The sequence below is a fragment of the Actinoplanes sp. NPDC021490 genome, assembly GCF_055562135.1.
This window is the reverse complement of sequence record NZ_JBVHFW010000003.1, coordinates 458,206-474,069: the sequence shown is the minus strand read 5'-3', so window position 1 is coordinate 474,069 and position 15,864 is coordinate 458,206. Positions and strand designations below refer to the sequence as shown.

The window sequence follows — 15,864 nt, the reverse complement described above, 5'->3', positions numbered from 1 at the left end:
TTGCTTAGCGGCGTTTTAAGGCGCTTCGGAACCACGCCCGGTCGCGGTTACGGTCGCCGCATGTCTCGGAAAACGCTCGCGATCCTCGTCTCCGGCCTGGTGGTCGGAGGGCTCGGCGTCCTCGGTGTCACGACCGCCACCGCGGCCACCGCCGGCCCCATCACCGGCGGCGGCAAGTGCGTGGACGTGGCCGGCGCCAACCCGGCCAACGGCACCGCCGTGCAACTGTGGGACTGCAACGGCACAGCGGCCCAGCAGTGGACGCCCGACGGGGACAGCCTGCGGGCGCTGGGCAAGTGCCTCGACGTGGCCGCGGCCTCCACGGCCGACGGCGCCCGGGTGCAGATCTACGACTGCAACGGCACGGGCGCGCAGAAGTGGACGTCCTCGGCCGGCCGCCTGATCAACATCGGCTCCGGCAAGTGCCTCGACGCCGACGGCGTACGGCTGCGGATCTGGGCCTGTAACGGCGGAGCCGGTCAGCAGTTCGCGCTCGGGTCCGATCCGGCCACGACGACGCCCCCGCCTCCGGCGGCGGCGGCGAAGAAGGGCGTCAGCACCTGGCAGTTCACCGGGCTGTCCGGGGCCGTGAAGGACGTGCGCGCGAACTGGTACTACAACTGGGGCACGAACAACGACGCCATGCCGGCCGACGCCGAGTTCGTGCCGATGATCTGGGATGAGAACGTGGTGACCGCGGCCAACCTGGCCAAGGTGAAGACCGAGGGCCGCACGCTGCTCGGCTTCAACGAGCCCGACCTGGCCGGCCAGGCCGAGATGACCGTCGAGCAGGCCCTCGACCTGTGGCCCCAGCTGCAGGCGACTGGCATGCGGCTGGGCGCCCCGGCGGTGGCCTTCGGCGGCAACACCCCCGGCGGCTGGCTCGACCGCTTCATGACCGGCGCCAAGGCCCGCGGGCTGCGCGTCGACTTCATCCCGCTGCACTGGTACGGCTCCGACTTCAGCTCGGCCGCCGCGGGCCAGTTCATGGGTTACGTGAAGGCCGTGCACGACCGCTACCAGCTGCCGGTCTGGGTGACCGAGTACGGCCTGATGAACTTCACCGGCACGCCGCGCTACCCGAACACCCAGCAGATCACGTCGTTCATCACCGAGTCGACGCGCCAGCTGCAGGCGGCCGCGTACGTGGAGCGCTACGCCTGGTTCTCCCTGCCCGCGGTGGGCGACTCGGTCGACTACGGCCTCTACCGCGACGCCACCACCCCGACCGAGGCCGGCAAGGCCTACCGCGCCGCGGGTTAGCGGACCGACGTCCCCCGTCCGAGCGTTCGGCTTTACCGGCTGAACGGCTGAGCGTGGGCGACCGCGTACGGGCCGGGAAGTTCTTATGATCTTGCGGTGCAACCTGCTGTTTCTCCCGTGCCGGCCGCCGGGGCGCCGAAGCGGAACTCGACGTGGTGGTGGTTCCTCGTTCCGACGCTGACGTGCGGCTTCGGGGCGTTCGTGATGGTTTTCACCGGTGGCTGGAAGCTCAATTCGCGGCTGCATATGGCCGCGGCGGGCGGCTACCTGCTCGCTACGGTCGTCTACGTCTGCGGATCCGGTGTCACCGCGCCGGCCGACCCGGACGCCGCCCGCGGGTCGGGGTTCGATCTGGCGACGGCCGCGTTCCTCCTGGTCGTCTGGCTCGGCGGAACGCTGCACACCGTCTTCCTGCAGCTGCTCGTGGGTCGCAAGGCGACCGCGGCGCCCGCGGCCAACGAGCCGGCCGTCGCGGCCGCGGCCTGGCGGGCGCAGCGGCGGGCCGAAGCCCGGGAGCTGGTGCGGACCAACCCGGGCATGGCCTGGGAGCTGCGCATCGGGCGGCCCGACTTTCCGGGACGGCAGTACGACGACGGCGGGCTGGTCGACATCAACCACGTGCCGGCCGAGTGGCTGGCCTACACCCTCGAGCTGCCGCAACCGCTCGCCGACGAGATCGCCGGCGGCCGCGCGCGTCAGCACGGCTTCACCAGCCCGGAGGAGCTTGTCGTCTACTGCACCGGGATGACGTCCGAACGGCTGGCCATGATCAGGGACTTTCTGGTGTTCCGGCCGCTCTGAGCGGCGCCCGGCGGGGTGGCCGGCGGGCAGATCGGGCATTCGCGGGTCACACCGCAGCGGCCGCAGAACTGGTTCGTCCGCTTGAAGCACAGGAAGCCGGTCAGGAAGCCGGTCAGCAGGGCGGCTGCGATGGCTAGGCCGAAGATCATGGGACTTCTCCCTCCGCGCTTTTCTCCCACACGGCGTGCGGGGCCGCCGGGTTCATAGGATCGGGTCATGGAATTCGGTGTTGGCTACTTTCCTACGCACGACGGCATGCGGCCCGGTCAGATCGCCCGGCGGGTCGAGGAGCGCGGACACTCGGCGCTGTTCTTCGCCGAGCACACGCACATCCCGGCCAGCCGGGACACGCCCTGGCCGGGCGGGGCGCAGCTTCCGCAGAAGTACTGGCACACGTACGACCTGTTCGTGGCGCTGACCGCGGCGGCCGAGGCGACCAGCCGGCTTCGCATCGGCAGCGGCGTCTGCCTGGTCACCGAGCGCGACCCGATCACCACCGCGAAGGAGGTCGCGAGCGTCGACCACCTCAGCGGCGGGCGGTTCGAGTTCGGGGTCGGGCTGGGCTGGAACCGCGAGGAGATGCGGAACCACGGCACCGATCCCCGCGTCCGGGTCGCGGTCATGAACGAACGCGTCCGGGCCATGCGGGAGATCTGGCGGCACGACGAGGCCAGCTTCCACGGCCAGTACGTCACTTTCGACCGGATCTGGTCGTGGCCCAAGCCGGCCCAGCGTCCGCACCCGCCCATCCTGATCGGGGGCGGCGGGCCGACCGTGCTCGACCGGGTGCTCGAGTACGGCGACGGCTGGTTCCCGCAGTGGCGCGACGAGAACGTGTTCGAGCGGATCGCCGAGCTGCGCGCCCGCGCCGACCGCTACCTGCAGGTGCAGATGCTGGGCCTGCCGCCCGACCCCAAGGCCCTGGAGCGCTGCGAGCAGGCCGGGATCGACCGGGTGTCGATGTGGCTGCCGTCCGGGCCGTGGAGCACGGTCGAGCCCGTCCTCGAGAAATGGGAGGCGGCCATCGGCGAGCTGACCGGCCGGTGACGCCGGCCGAGCGGTTCGCCTCGGTCCCCGTGGCCCGGCTGGCGACGGCCGGGCCGGGCGGGGCGCCGCACCTCGTGCCGATCGTGTTCGCGCTGGTCGAGGACAGGATCGTGTTCGCCGTCGACCATAAGCCGAAGCGCACCCGGGCCCTGCGGCGGCTGGCCAACATCGCGGCCGACCCCCGGGTCAGTGTGCTCGCCGACCACTACGAGCCGGACTGGTCCCGGCTGTGGTGGGTGCGCGCCGACGGGACGGCGCGCGTGCTCGAGGCGTACGGGCAAGCGGTCGAGGCTCTGCGGAACCGCTATCCGCAGTATCGGGAGACGCCACCGGCCGGGCCGTTCGTCGAGATCACCGTCGAGCGCTGGTCGGAATGGGTCAGCTCGGCGTGACGGCGCGCAGCTTGTCGGGGTTGGCCACGTTGTAGATCGCCCGGATCAGCCCGTCCTCGCCCAGGTCGAACGTCAGGGTGGCGACCACGCGGCCGGCCCCGGTGAAGACCACGCCGACCGTGCCGTTGATCTCGGCCACCTCGGCCCGCATGTCGGAAGGGTCGATTCCCTCGTACGGGACTTTGGACACCCCGGCCATCCACGCGGCCACCCGCTCGGCGCCCGAGACCGGCCGCCGGGCCTGCCGGACCTTGCCGCCGCCGTCGGTCCACAGCGTGACGTCCGGCGCCAGCAGCTGCATCAGCCCGTTGATGTCGCCGCCGGTCGCCGCGGCCAGGAACCGTTCGGTGACGTCGCGCTGCCGGCGGCGGTCGGTGACGAACCGGGGCCGCCGTGCCCGCACATGCTCGCGGGCCCGGTGCGCGGCCTGGCGTACGGCCTCCTCGCTCCGGTCGACGGCGGCCGCGATCTCCCCGTACGGGAAATCGAAGACCTCCTTGAGGACGAACACCGCGCGTTCGAGCGGGCTGAGCGTCTCGAGCACCACGAGCATCGCCATCGAGACGTCGTCGCCGGCGGCCGGCTCGGAGGTGAACACCGGCTCGGGCAGCCACGGGCCGACGTACGTCTCGCGCCGGCGCCGGACCGACCGGAGCTGATCCATCGCCTGGTGGGTGATCATGCGGGCCAGGTACGCCTTGGGGTCGTCGACCCCGGAACGGTCCGCCGCCGACCACTTCAGCCACGTCTCCTGAACCGCGTCCTCGGCGTCGGTGGCCGAACCGAGAATGCGGTAGGCGATCGCGAACAACAGCCGCCGATGCTGATCGAAGACGGTCATCGGGTGAACCGGCCCCCGTGCGGCCACCACGACGCCACCCCCGGCTGCTTGATCATCCGGGTGAAGACCGGCCATGGGGACGCGCTCACCGTCTCCTTGTACCAGACGGCCGCCCGGCCGGTCAGACAGCCGCGGCGCGGGCTGTCGTCGGGATGGGTGAACTGGACGACGGCGTCGCGGCGGCCCAGGCTGATCGGCGCGTGGTAGTAGCCGAACCGGAACGGCCGGGGCTCCTCGCCGTTCAGCTCGCGGGCGATCGACACCGCGGCGTGCACCCCGGTCGGCATCCCGCCCTGGCACGTGCCGTGCATGGTGCCGTAGCGCTGACGGACGGCGGCGGCGTCCCCGACCGCGTACACGTGCGGGTGCGAGACCGACCGCAGATCGGGGCCGGTGACGATGCGGCCGCGTTCGTCGACGGTCAGGCCCGCCGCGGCGGCCAGCGGCGAGACCCGGGTGCCGGCCGTCCAGACGACCACGTCGGCGGCGCCGGGGAGCACCTTGCTGATTTCGGCGCCGGTTTCCACCCGTACGCGTAAACGGGTCAAAGAAGCCATGAGATAGGACTGGGCCCGGGGCGTGAGCGTGTGGCCCGGCTCGTCGCGGCCCCGCAGGTGCACCGTCAGGCCCGGGTAGCGCTCGGCGATCTCGGCCGCCGTCTCGACACCGGTCAGGCCCGTGCCGCAGACGAGAACCGTGCCGTTGCTCAGGGTCTCCAGGCGCGCGGCCAGGGCTTGGGCGTCGGCGAAGCTGTCGAGGGTGTATGCGTGCTCGGCTGCCCCGGGGACGTTCGTGGTGTCGGCGGTGCTGCCCAGGGCCCAGATCAGCTTGTCGAACCGCAGGGTGCGCTCGTCGTCGACGCGCGCCGTGCGTGCGGCGGCGTCCACGGCGCTGATCCAGCCGGGGACGAAGGTGATGCCGGCCTTGGCGGTCAGGTCACGAAGGTCGAAGTCGGTGGTGGGGTGACCGGCCGCGGTCGAATGCAGGCGGAGGCGTTCGGTGAAGCGGGCGGAGCCGTTGACCAGGGTGATGCGGACGTCTTTGTGCTTGCGGGTGCGGCCGGCGAGGTTGGCGGCGGCGGCCAGGCCCGCGTAGCCGGCGCCGAGAACGAGGATGTCAGTCATGCCCGCGGGACGGCGACGGGCCGGGACATTGTGACGGCCAGTGGCCCAGGTCACACCGGCCGGAGAAAGGGGTTCAGCTATCCAGGGGCCTGCGGCGGACGGACCAGGTGGTTCTGGTAGGCCACGACGATGGCTTGAGCGCGGTCATGGACGCCGAGTTTCATCAGGATCCGGCTGACGTGGGTACGGACGGTCGCCTCGGACAGGAACAACCGCACGGCGATCTCGCCGTTGCCCAGGCCGTAAGCCATGTGGCGGAGAATCTCGCGTTCGCGCGGGGTGAGCCGGTCCAGAATGCCCGGCAGCGGCTGTCCGGCAGTGGGCTGGGCGGCAATGCTGGCGATGACGCCGCCGGTGACCACCGGATGCAGATAGTGGTGTCCGGCGGCGACGGTGCGGATCCCGGCGGGCAGTTCGCCGGGGGAACCGTCCTTGATGAGGAAACCGGCAGCCCCTGCCCGGAGCGCTTCGTGCACATTGTCGTTGTCGTGGAAGTTGGTCAGGACCAGGATCCGCGGCCGGTAGGCGTCGCCGGCAGCGGGACTGAGAAGGCGCCGGGTGGCCTCGATGCCGTTCATCACCGGCATTTGCAGATCCATCACCACGACGTCCGGGCGGTGCACGGCGCACAGGCTCACGGCCTGCCGGCCGTCGTCGGCTTCGGCCACCACGTCGAGGTCGGGCTGCTGGGTGAGCAGCATCGCGATGCCGGCCCGGATGAGTGGCTGGTCGTCGGCGAGCAGCACGGTGATCATGAGGTGGGTCTTCCGGTGGAGGCGGGGGCCGCAGCCGCGTCACGGTGGTGCCGGTCCAGCGGGAGCCGGGCCTCCAGGACGAAGCCGTCGTCGGACGGATGGGCCCGCAGCGTTCCGCCTACCACGGTGATCCTTTCGTGGAGGCCCAGCAGACCGTGCCCGCTGTTGAACCGGCTGCGACCGGGGCTGCGACGCCCGGACGGCCGGTCCTCGAGCCGGATGTCGAGGTGCTCGTCGCCCCACCGCAGAAGCAGCTCGACGGCGGCCCCGGGCCCGGCGTGCTTGAGGGTGTTGGTCAGGGCTTCCTGGACAAGCCGATAAGCGGCCAGGCTCGTGAACTCGTCCAGCCGGCCGGGTTCGCCCTGCACCGTGGTTGCCGGAGTCAGCCCATTGGCCCGGGCCCAGTCGAGCAGCTCGCCGATGTCCTGCAGTCCGGGTTGCCGGTCGAGATCGGGCGTGACGTCGCCGCCGGCCGACCGCAGCAGCCCGAGCAGGCGGCGCAGCTCGTCCATGGCCCGGACACTGGTCGTCTCGATCGCATCGAGGGCTCGGATGGCCCGATCCGGATCGTCGGCGATCACGGCCCGGGCGCCTGCGGCTTGCAGCACGATCGCGCTGATCGCGTGCGTGACGATGTCATGCAGGTCGCGGGCCAGCCGCAGTCTTTCGGTGCGCAACGCGTCGCCGGCCGCCGCATCCTGCGCGGCGGCCGCGGCATAACGCCGGTAGCCGAGGGTCCACGCCGTGGCGGTGATGACGAAGGAGGCCAGCATTTCGAGCCACGAGAACGACTTCGGAAATTCCACCTGGAAGAAGAACACGATCGTGGTGGCGGCCAGCCCACCGCAGGAGATCACCGGCGGCCGTCGCGCCGCGAGCGCCGCGAGCGCCACCAGCGACCCGGCCAGGGGAAAGGCGACTCCCAGCCACGGGTCCAGCCACGACCAGGCGCTGGCCGACCAGAACAGCTGCACCACCAGCACCAGGACCGGCCATCTTCCCCGCACAAAGAGGGTGGCGAACACCAGGGCGCTCACCGCCAGGCTCTGTGCGCGAAAGTCGGGGTGGCCCCACTCGTGGGCAACGTCGATCGTCCAGGCTATGACCGGCACGAGCAGGCTTGTCGTGCGGCTGAGGCCGGTTCTCGTGGGTGTGCGCATGGCTACTTGTCCTGTCCCAGCCACCTGCGCAGGCAGGCCATCCAGGTCGGTTTCGGGCGACGGTGGCTGAACCCAGGATCCGGCTCCGGCGCCCGATTCGGTAGCCACCCGAAAGTGACCGGGTACGGGCGGGGAACCGGCCCGAACCCGGTCCGGGCCTTGGCCGCGTATTCGAACCAGGCGGGCGACGGCGGATCGCAGCGTGCCAGGACCTGGTCGGCCAGGGCCGCTGCCCGGGCGTCGAAGCTGTCGGCCTTCCCGGGGCGCCACACCTCGATTCGGGAAAGCTCCCAGTCCGCCAGGCCCGCCTGCACCACCAGATAAGAGCGGCCGTCCGGCACTGTCAGGTGCAGCACGCGCGCGATGGACGCCTCCAGCAGCGAATCCGGGAGGGGCTGCGCGGGCCCGGCCAGCAACCGCAGCGTCCCGGGCCACGACCGAGTGCCCTGCTCGGACTCCACGGTGCTGAGCAGCGCCAGCCCCGGGTCGATCAGCGTCCCCCACGCCACGCTGCTGTGCTGCAGGTCGTCCAGGCCGGCCACCGGATGCAACGACACAAAAATCGGTGAATCAGATAGTTTCGCATCTTTAGGTGCCATAGCGGAATTATCGCCTAGGCCAAGCGGTGCGCCGGTCCGCTGCTGTGTCGGCCGGCGGTGTCGTAACGCATCAGGCTCACGCTGTCAGCGCCGTACCGCACCAGCGGTAGCTGCGCATCACCAGCAGCCGACGGATGACCGCGACGTCGGGGCGCCGCCACCATCGACATCACCAGCCAGGCCACTCCGGGCCTGAGCGCTGAAGAAGTGGCAGGAGTCAGCATGACGTTTCGTAGGCTTGCCGTCGCGGTAGGACTGGCAATGGCGGTAGGTGCCGGTTCGGCGCCCGCCGCATTCGCGGCGGGATCGGATCCAAGGGGACCCGTTGCCCTCACCGAGCCCGGGTTCGACTTCGTCGTCAACGCGACGACCCGAGGCACCGACTGCCGCACCGGCGCGCGTGACTCGAAGGACTCGAAGTGGGTGAAGGTGACCGCCCCTCCGGGGTACCGGGTCAACCCCGCCGAGGTGAACGTCGCCTGGCAGAACCGGCAGGGTTCGGAGAACTGGCACAAGGTGGGCTACGGCGACTGGATCCAGCCCTTCTCCCAGGCTCCGGACGTCAAGGCCCCCAAGACCGTGGGGGTGATGGTGCACGCTCGCAGCTCCAGGGGCCGCTGTGCGGGATGGGGCGTGTCGGAGGTCCACGTGTGGGGCCAGTTCTATCGGACCGGTGGTGACCAGGAAGTGCCGACCACGCCCCCGCCAGGCACCGAGCCCCTCCCGTAAGGACGCTGCCCGGGCCGGATGAGGAGATCGACGTTGCACCCTGCCGCCTTTCCGTCACCTCGTATCAAGTGACGAAAAGGCGGCAGAGGTGCAGCTGACCTAGTCGGTGAGGTCGCGGCGGATGCTCCAGACCGCCAGAGCCAGGGCGGCGGCGGTCCAGCCGGCGAAGAACAGCAGGCCCCGCGGGCTGTTGCCGCCGGCGGCGCTCATGAAGGTCGTGAACGGCAACGGCTGTTTGAAGCGGAACGCCAGCCCCTCGACGAAGACGAACCAGGTGCCGTAGCCCAGGAACAGCGGCACCGGGCGGCGCAGCACGGTCGCGCTGGACACTCCGAAGACGGCCAGGAGCGGCACCGCGGCCATGGTGCCCGCGAACTGCCCGAGGTCACCCGACAGGATCGTGGTTATGCCGCTCACGGCCGCCACCACCAGGCCGACCAGGGTGGCGGTCACGCACTGGGCGGCCAGTGCCACCCAGCGCCGGGGCTGCCCGAGGAACAGCAGCATCGCCGTACGGTGCTGGTAGTGCTGCGAGGTGGTGACGACCGCGATGCCGAACACGCCGAGCGCGGCGAACAGCGACCAGAAGTCGACGCTGACCAGCGCGAACGACATGCCGAGGAGCACCGCGGCGCCGATCGAGATCCAGCTCGACGGGACGGTCAGGGTGCGGTGCAGTTCGCTGCGCAGCACGGCGATCATGCGGTCGCCGCCAGGTCGAGGAAGAGCTTCTCCAGGCTCGGCGTCTCGACCGTCAGCTCGTACAGCGGCACCTGCACGTACAGCGCGATCTCGCCCGCGTCCTCGGGGCTGAGGCCGGTCACGAACAGCACGTCCCCGTCGGCGGTCAACCCGGCGCCCGCTTGCTCGAACGCCTCCCACAGCCGCTGCGGGTCGCGCCCGCGGACCCGCAGCCGCGACTCGAACGAGAGCGGCTCGGCCAGCCGGACCTGGCCGTTGGCGATGATCACCACGTCGTCGATGAGCAGTTCGAGCTCGGCCAGCAGGTGGCTGGAGATCAGCACCGTGCCGCCCGCCCCGGCGTGGTCGCGCAGCAGCCCGCGCAGCCAGGCCATGCCGGACGGGTCGAGGCCGTTGGCCGGCTCGTCGAGCACCAGGATCTGCGGCTCGCCGAGCAGCGCGGTGGCCACCGCGAGCCGCTGCCGCATGCCGAGGGAATAGTCGCCGGTGCGCTGGGTCGCGGCGTCGGCCAGTCCGACGTACTCCAGAAGGTCCTCGGTTCGTTGCCGACCGGCCCCGCAGAGCAGGGCCTGGGTGCGCAGATGGCCCCGGCCGGTCTGCCCGGGATGCATCAGGCCCTGTTCGAGCACCGCGCCGACCTGCCGCAACGGATGCGTCAGATCGCGGTAGGCCTGCCCGTTGACGAGGGCGCTGCCCGAGGTCGGCCGGGTGAGCCCGAGAAGCATCCGCAAGGTGGTGGTCTTGCCCGAGCCGTTCATGCCGAGGAAACCGGTCACCCGCCCCGGGGCGGCCGTGAAGGTCACATCCCGTACGGCGTCGGCCTTGCCGAACCTCTTCGTCAGCGCCCTGGTCTCGATCATTGCCGAGCATTATGGCGACCCGCGTCAAGGAAAATCAGCCCGGTTGAGTACGTGAGCTCAGTCGTTCCCGGAGGCCGGGGACAAGGATCGGATCCATGACGTACCCCTGCCCGCAGTGCGGAACGCCGGCCTCGCCGGAGAGCGGCTGCCCGTCCTGCGGCCGCGGCCCCGACCCGGACGCCCTCGAGGTGGTCCGGGCCGACGCCGAGATCGCCGACCTGAACCGGCAACTGGTCGCGGCCCGTCAGGCGGTCACCGGGCTCGAGGCGGCGCTCCGCCAGGTCTGGGGCCGGCGCGAGGCCGCCGCGACGCGGGTGCGGGGCAAGGTGGCCGCGCCGCCGGTGAAGGAAGCCTCGAACCGCCTCGTGCAGACGGTGCTGTTCCTGCTCGGCGGCCTGCTGCTGGCCGTGGCCGCGATCGTCTTCACCGCGGTGGCCTGGGCCCAGTTCGGGGTGGGCGGGCGTGCGCTGGTGCTGGCCGCGGTCACCGGGGCCGCGCTCGCCGTGCCGTTCCTCGCCCTGCGCCGCCGTCTGACGGCCACGGCCGAGACCTTCGCCGCGATCGGGATTCTGCTCCTGCTGCTCGACGGGTACGCCGCCTGGTACGTGGACCTGTTCGGGGTGGCCGCCGGGTCCGGCTGGGGTTACGCGGGCGCGGTCTTCGCCGTCACGGCCGCCGTCGCGGTCGGCTACGAGCACGTCACCGGTCTGGCCGGCCCCCGTTTCGCCGCCCTGCTGGCCGCCCAGCCGGTGATCCCCCTGTTGGTCGCGGCGGCCTCGCCCGGCCCGGCGGTCTGGGGTTTCACGTTCGCCGCCGTGGCCGCCCTGAACGTCGCCGTTCTGGCCGTCCGCCGCGGCGGCCTGGGTTTCACCGCCGTGCTCGCGGGCAGCCTGGCCGCCTTGACCGCGGTCGTGATCGTCCTGGCCCCTCTGTTCGACACCGAGGACCCGGCCCTGGCCGCCGCCCGCGGTTCGGCGCTCGTGGCCGCCGCGCTGGTCGTGCTGGCCGGAGCCTTGGTGGCCGCCGCGCCGGTGGCCCGCGAGATCGCGAGCGGCCTGCTGATCGTGGCGCTGGCCGTCGCCGGCGGCCGGGTGGCCGTGCTGTCGGCTCCGGCCGAAGTGAACTGGCTGCCCGTGGTGGCCCTGGTCGTCCTGGTGCTCGCCGTCCTGGTCGCGGTCGTGCCGGGAACCGGCTCGGGCGCTCGCCTCGGGGCGGCGGCCGCGGTCGTGGCGCCCGCCGCGTTCGCCGTCGGCTGGACCATGGTCGAGGCATTCCGGACGCTGCTGGTCGCCCACTTCGGCGAGCCTCAGCCGCGCGAGGGCTGGTACCTGCCAATCACGCTGGCCCTGCTCGGCGCGGCCGTGGTCAGCTTGATCCCCGCGGCCTGGCGCGTTCTGGCGGCCCTGGTCACGGTGGCCCTGATCGCCCTGACCGGCCTGCAGCTGCCCTGGTGGGGCACCCCGATCCTGGAGCTGGCGGTGGTCGCGGTGGCCCTGGCGGTGGCGCTGCGGATCAGCCGTCCCGCCGTGTTCGTCGCTGTCGGGCTCGTCGTGCACGCGATCGCGACCGGCCTGGCCCGGCCGGGGGTGGCCGCGGCCGTCTTCGCCGCTGTGGCCGTGCTCGGCTGCGCCACCGCCGTCCTGTCCCGCGGCAAGTTGCGTACCGGGACCCTGCTGGCCGGACTGCTCGCCGTGCCCGCCGCCGCCGGAGCCGGCACGGCCGCGCTCACCCACGACCACCTCCCGCAGATGTTCGCCGTCCTGGCCGCCTCGGCCCTGGTCATCGTGGTGCGGACAACGACGGCCAAGGTCGCCGCGCACACCGGCGCGGCCTTCGCGCTGCTGCTGGCCGCGAGCGGTGAGGGCGCGAGCGCCGAGCGAGCCGCGATCGTGCTCGGGCTGTGGGGCCTGGTGCTGGCGGTCCCGCCGAGGCGCCGAGGTCGTCTGCTGGCCGCGGTGGCCGCCGAGGTGGTGGCGGGGCTGCTGGTGATGGCCGGCAACGGCGTCACGACGCTGGAGGCGTACACCGTTCCCGCCGCCGCCGTTGCCCTGCTGGCCGGTCTGCTCTTCGGACGCGGGAACTCGAGCTGGGTCGCCTACGGCCCGGCGCTCGCCGCCGCGCTGCTGCCCAGCCTGGCCTCGGTGCTCGTCGCCGACGGCCAGCACCTGCGGCGTCTGGTGCTCGGGGTCGCCTGTGTGGCGGTCGTGGTCGCCGGGGCGGCGTTCCGGCTGCGGGCGCCCGTGCTGATCGGCGGCGGTGTCCTGGCCGCGCTGGCGCTGCACGAGCTGGCCCAGTTCTGGGATCTGATCCCGCGCTGGATTCCGTTCGCCGTGGCCGGTCTCGTGCTGGTCATGATCGCCACCACACTCGAGCGCCGCCGCCGTGACCTGCACCGATTCCGCAACGCGATTCAGAAGATGAGCTGACGCGCGGTCCTCAACAAGCGCGGTCGGGTGCCGATCAGTGGGGCTCAGTCGAAGTCCCACTACCAGATCGGAGCACGAATGCCGGCCAAGCGCATACAGGCGTGCTTCGGCGCGTGGATCGTCGCCCTCACCGTCGTCTTCTACGCCCTGCCTCAGTACGCGATGTACACCTGGGCGACGATCGGTCTGTCGGCGGCGGCCATGGTGCTGGTCGGCATCCGGGTGCACCAGCCCTCGCGGCGGCTGCCCTGGTACCTGCTGTCGGCCGTGGTCGCCAGCTTCACGCTCGGCGACACGACCTACAACGTGCTCACCGACTTCCTCGGCGTCGCCAACCCGTTCCCCTCGCTGGCCGACGTCTTCTATCTGATCGTCTATCCGATGACCGCGGCCGCGCTGCTGATCTTCATCCGCGCCCGCTCGGGCACCGGCAACCGCGCCGCCCTGCTCGACGCGCTGGTGCCCACGGCCGGCATGGGCCTGCTCTCGTGGGTCTTCCTGATTTCCCCGTACGTGCGTGACACCGACCTGACGTTCCTGGAGAAGGCGGTCTCGGTCGGTTACCCGCTGGGTGACGTGCTGGCGCTGGCCATGTTCGCCCGCCTGCTGACCGCGGGCGGCCGCAAGCCGGTCGCGCTGACCGTCCTGGTCGTCGGCGTCTCGAGCCTGCTGGTCACCGACGTGCTCTACGGCCTGCGGCAGCTCGACGGCACGTGGCAGGTCGGCGGCCCGGTCGACGCCGGCTGGGTGCTGTTCTACACCGCCATCGCCATGTCGGCCCTGCACCCGTCGATGCGCGAGCTGACCGTCACCGAGCGAGCGACCGCGGGCCTCGCCGGCGGGCACCGGCTCGCCCTGATGTCGGTCGCCGCGCTGATCGCTCCCGCGGTGCTTTTGATCGAGGATCTGGGCCACGGCGTCAAGGACGCCCCGATGATCGCCACCGCGTCCGGGGTGATGTTCCTGCTCGTGATGGCCCGGGTCGCCGGACTGATGCAGTCGCAGCGCGAGACCGCCGCCCGCGAGCGCACCCTGCGTCTCACCGGCGCCGATCTGGTCGCGGCGAGCAGCGTCCTGCAGGCCGGCGACGCCCTGCGGCGGGCGATCGGCGAGATCGTCCCGGACGGCGCCGACTACCGCTTCCACATGCGTGGCGTCGACGCCGACCCGGGCACAACGGCCGGCGTGATGTCGACCAGCCTGGTCCGGGTGGCCGACGTGACCGCCGAGGTCCGCGCCGAGCTGGGCGACTTCGACCTGGCCCTGTACGCCGAGTCGATCGCGGCCGGCCGCACCGCCGACGGCCCGTCCCGCCGGCACCAGGTCTTCCTGGCCGGTCCCGAGGAGCTGCTGATCGCGCTCGAGCCGTCCTTCGAGGCGTTGATGGCCCAGGGCACCATGGCCGTCGAGCGCATCAACCTGACCGACGAGGTCAACCGGCGCAGCAGCGAGGACTACTTCCGCGCGCTGATCCAGAGCGCCTCCGACGTGATCCTGATCGTCGGCGACGACGAGACCATCCGGTACGCCACCCCGTCCGCGCTGCCCGTCTTCGGGCGGACCGACCTGGTCGGCATGCCGCTGTCCCGCCTCATCGCCGCCACCGACCACGCTGAGCTGCGTCACCTGCTCGACCAGGTGCGCGACGGCCGCGGCCCGCGCGACGGCATCGACCTGACCGCGATCTCGGGCGACGACCTGCTGCTGCAGGTCGAGTGCACCTGCCGCGACCTGCGCGACGAGCCGGCCGTGGACGGCCTGGTCGTCACCATCCGCGACGTCACCGAGCGGCGCCGGCTCGAGAACGACCTGGCCCACCAGGCGTTCCACGACGCGCTGACCGGTCTGGCCAACCGGGCCCTGTTCCAGAACCGGCTCGAGCACGCGGCGGCCTACGCCACCGACCGCCGGCACGAGGTGGCCGTCCTGTTCGTCGACCTCGACGACTTCAAGGAGGTCAACGACTCCCTCGGCCACGCCGCCGGCGACCAGCTGCTGACCGTCGCGGGCCGGCGCATCGCCGAGGTCGTCGGACCGCTGAACACCGTGGCCCGCACCGGCGGGGACGAGTTCGCGGTGCTGATCGACCACGTCGGCGGCAGCTACGAGCCCGAGCGGATCGCCGAGCTGATCGTGGCCGTGCTGGCTCAGCCGATCGAGGTCACCGACGCCACCGGCGCGACCCACCTGGTCAACGGGGCGGCCAGCGTCGGCCTGGCGACCAGCGCCGAGGCGGCCGGGATCAGCGAGCTGCTGCGCCGCGCCGACGTGGCGATGTACGGCGCCAAAACCGAGGGCAAGAACACCTGGCAGCGCTACGAGGACCAGATGCACGAGGCGATGCTGCGCCGGCTCGAGATGCGCTCCGCGCTCAACGAGGCGGTCGAGGGCGGCCAGATGCGCCTGCGGTTCCAGCCCATCGTCGACCTGCCCACCGGCGAGGTGGCCGGCCTGGAGGCGCTGGTGCGCTGGCAGCACCCGGCCCGCGGCCTGCTCGGCCCGAACGAGTTCATCGAGCTCTCCGAGGAGAACGGCTCGGTCGTCGCGATCGGCGGCTGGGTGCTGCGGGAGGCGCTGCGCACCTTCGCCGAGTGGCGGCAGACCGAGTACGGCAGCCACATGCGCTACGTCAGCGTGAACGTCTCGGCCCGCCAGTTCCGCACGCCCGGGTTCGTCGACGAGGTGCGCTCGGTGCTGGCCCAGACCGGCGCGCGGCCGGAGTGGCTGCTGCTGGAGGTCACCGAGAGCCTGGTGCTGCACGACGCCGACCAGGTCTGGCGCGACCTCGGCGAGCTGCGGTCGATGGGCGTGCGGATCGCCATCGACGACTTCGGCACCGGCTACTCCTCGCTCAGCTACCTGAGCCAGATGCCGGTGGACGTTCTGAAGATCGACAAGTCGTTCATCGACGACATCCTCGACAACCAGCAGCAGATGGCGCTGGTCGAGACCATCGTCAGCCTGGCCCGCACGCTCGACCTGGCCGTCGTGGCCGAGGGCATCGAGCTCGACGGGCACCGGGCCGCCCTCAAGGAGATGGGCTGCTCGTACGGGCAGGGCTATCTGTTCTCCAAGCCGATCACCTCCGACGAGTTCCAGGAGCTCCTGCGCTCCCGGCACGCCGCGCTTTCGCACTGAAGCTCCACCCACCACCCGGTAACACCG

Annotated in this window: 14 protein-coding genes; 7 read left to right on the top strand and 7 right to left on the bottom strand. The window is 71.6% G+C overall.

The features are described 5' to 3' along the window. Window positions 1–60 precede the first annotated feature (60 nt). From ACZ3I4_RS10535 to ACZ3I4_RS10520, 4 genes are all read left to right on the top strand, one after another. On the top strand, window positions 61–1,263 hold the full coding sequence (locus tag ACZ3I4_RS10535) for a glycosyl hydrolase (protein ID WP_465381619.1): 1,203 nt from the start codon (window positions 61–63) through the stop codon (window positions 1,261–1,263). A gap of 96 nt (window positions 1,264–1,359) precedes the next feature. Beyond that, window positions 1,360–2,064 (top strand): ComEA family DNA-binding protein, encoded by a 705-nt coding sequence (locus ACZ3I4_RS10530; protein WP_465381618.1) that lies wholly within the window; start codon window positions 1,360–1,362, stop codon window positions 2,062–2,064. A gap of 216 nt (window positions 2,065–2,280) precedes the next feature. Next, on the top strand, window positions 2,281–3,111 hold the full coding sequence (locus tag ACZ3I4_RS10525; protein ID WP_465381617.1) for an LLM class F420-dependent oxidoreductase: 831 nt from the start codon (window positions 2,281–2,283) through the stop codon (window positions 3,109–3,111). Next, on the top strand, window positions 3,108–3,503 hold the full coding sequence (locus ACZ3I4_RS10520) for a TIGR03668 family PPOX class F420-dependent oxidoreductase (RefSeq protein WP_465381616.1): 396 nt from the start codon (window positions 3,108–3,110) through the stop codon (window positions 3,501–3,503). The genes ACZ3I4_RS10525 and ACZ3I4_RS10520 overlap by 4 nt, the downstream gene beginning before the upstream one ends. On the opposite strand, the gene ACZ3I4_RS10515 is transcribed toward ACZ3I4_RS10520, so the two are convergent. From ACZ3I4_RS10515 to ACZ3I4_RS10495, 5 genes are all read right to left on the bottom strand, one after another. Continuing rightward, window positions 3,490–4,344 carry an RNA polymerase sigma-70 factor gene (locus tag ACZ3I4_RS10515; protein WP_465381615.1) on the bottom strand — a complete coding sequence of 285 codons (855 nt, stop codon included), beginning with the start codon at window positions 4,342–4,344 and terminating at the stop codon, window positions 3,490–3,492. The two genes, ACZ3I4_RS10520 and ACZ3I4_RS10515, sit on opposite strands and share 14 nt — an antisense overlap. Then, entirely contained in the window at window positions 4,341–5,468 is a 1,128-nt protein-coding gene (locus ACZ3I4_RS10510; RefSeq protein ID WP_465381614.1) for an NAD(P)/FAD-dependent oxidoreductase, read from the bottom strand. Before ACZ3I4_RS10510 ends, ACZ3I4_RS10515 begins: the two co-directional genes overlap by 4 nt. A gap of 77 nt (window positions 5,469–5,545) precedes the next feature. Next, window positions 5,546–6,223, bottom strand: a complete 678-nt coding sequence (locus tag ACZ3I4_RS10505; protein ID WP_465381613.1) for a response regulator — start codon at window positions 6,221–6,223, stop codon at window positions 5,546–5,548. After that, a complete protein-coding gene (locus ACZ3I4_RS10500) occupies window positions 6,220–7,383 on the bottom strand; it encodes a sensor histidine kinase (RefSeq protein ID WP_465381612.1) in 1,164 nt (387 codons plus the stop codon). Before ACZ3I4_RS10500 ends, ACZ3I4_RS10505 begins: the two co-directional genes overlap by 4 nt. Before the next feature lie 2 nt (window positions 7,384–7,385). After that, a complete protein-coding gene (locus tag ACZ3I4_RS10495; protein WP_465381611.1) occupies window positions 7,386–7,940 on the bottom strand; it encodes a hypothetical protein in 555 nt (184 codons plus the stop codon). 303 nt (window positions 7,941–8,243) lie between these two features. On the opposite strand from ACZ3I4_RS10495, the gene ACZ3I4_RS10490 reads away from it, so the two are divergent. After that, window positions 8,244–8,711, top strand: coding sequence for a hypothetical protein (locus ACZ3I4_RS10490; protein WP_465381610.1), 468 nt, complete (start codon window positions 8,244–8,246; stop codon window positions 8,709–8,711). 99 nt (window positions 8,712–8,810) lie between these two features. On the opposite strand, the gene ACZ3I4_RS10485 is transcribed toward ACZ3I4_RS10490, so the two are convergent. Continuing rightward, window positions 8,811–9,413: a hypothetical protein gene (locus ACZ3I4_RS10485; protein ID WP_465381609.1), complete on the bottom strand. Its 603-nt coding sequence runs from the start codon at window positions 9,411–9,413 to the stop codon at window positions 8,811–8,813. Then, window positions 9,410–10,273, bottom strand: coding sequence for an ATP-binding cassette domain-containing protein (locus ACZ3I4_RS10480; RefSeq protein WP_465381608.1), 864 nt, complete (start codon window positions 10,271–10,273; stop codon window positions 9,410–9,412). The genes ACZ3I4_RS10485 and ACZ3I4_RS10480 overlap by 4 nt, the downstream gene beginning before the upstream one ends. Before the next feature lie 95 nt (window positions 10,274–10,368). On the opposite strand from ACZ3I4_RS10480, the gene ACZ3I4_RS10475 reads away from it, so the two are divergent. Next, on the top strand, window positions 10,369–12,699 hold the full coding sequence (locus tag ACZ3I4_RS10475; RefSeq protein ID WP_465381607.1) for an SCO7613 C-terminal domain-containing membrane protein: 2,331 nt from the start codon (window positions 10,369–10,371) through the stop codon (window positions 12,697–12,699). Window positions 12,700–12,777: 78 nt separating this feature from the next. Beyond that, the gene (locus tag ACZ3I4_RS10470) at window positions 12,778–15,837 is read left to right on the top strand and encodes a putative bifunctional diguanylate cyclase/phosphodiesterase (RefSeq protein WP_465381606.1); all 3,060 of its coding nucleotides are present in this window, start codon (window positions 12,778–12,780) and stop codon (window positions 15,835–15,837) included. Window positions 15,838–15,864: the final 27 nt, after the last annotated feature.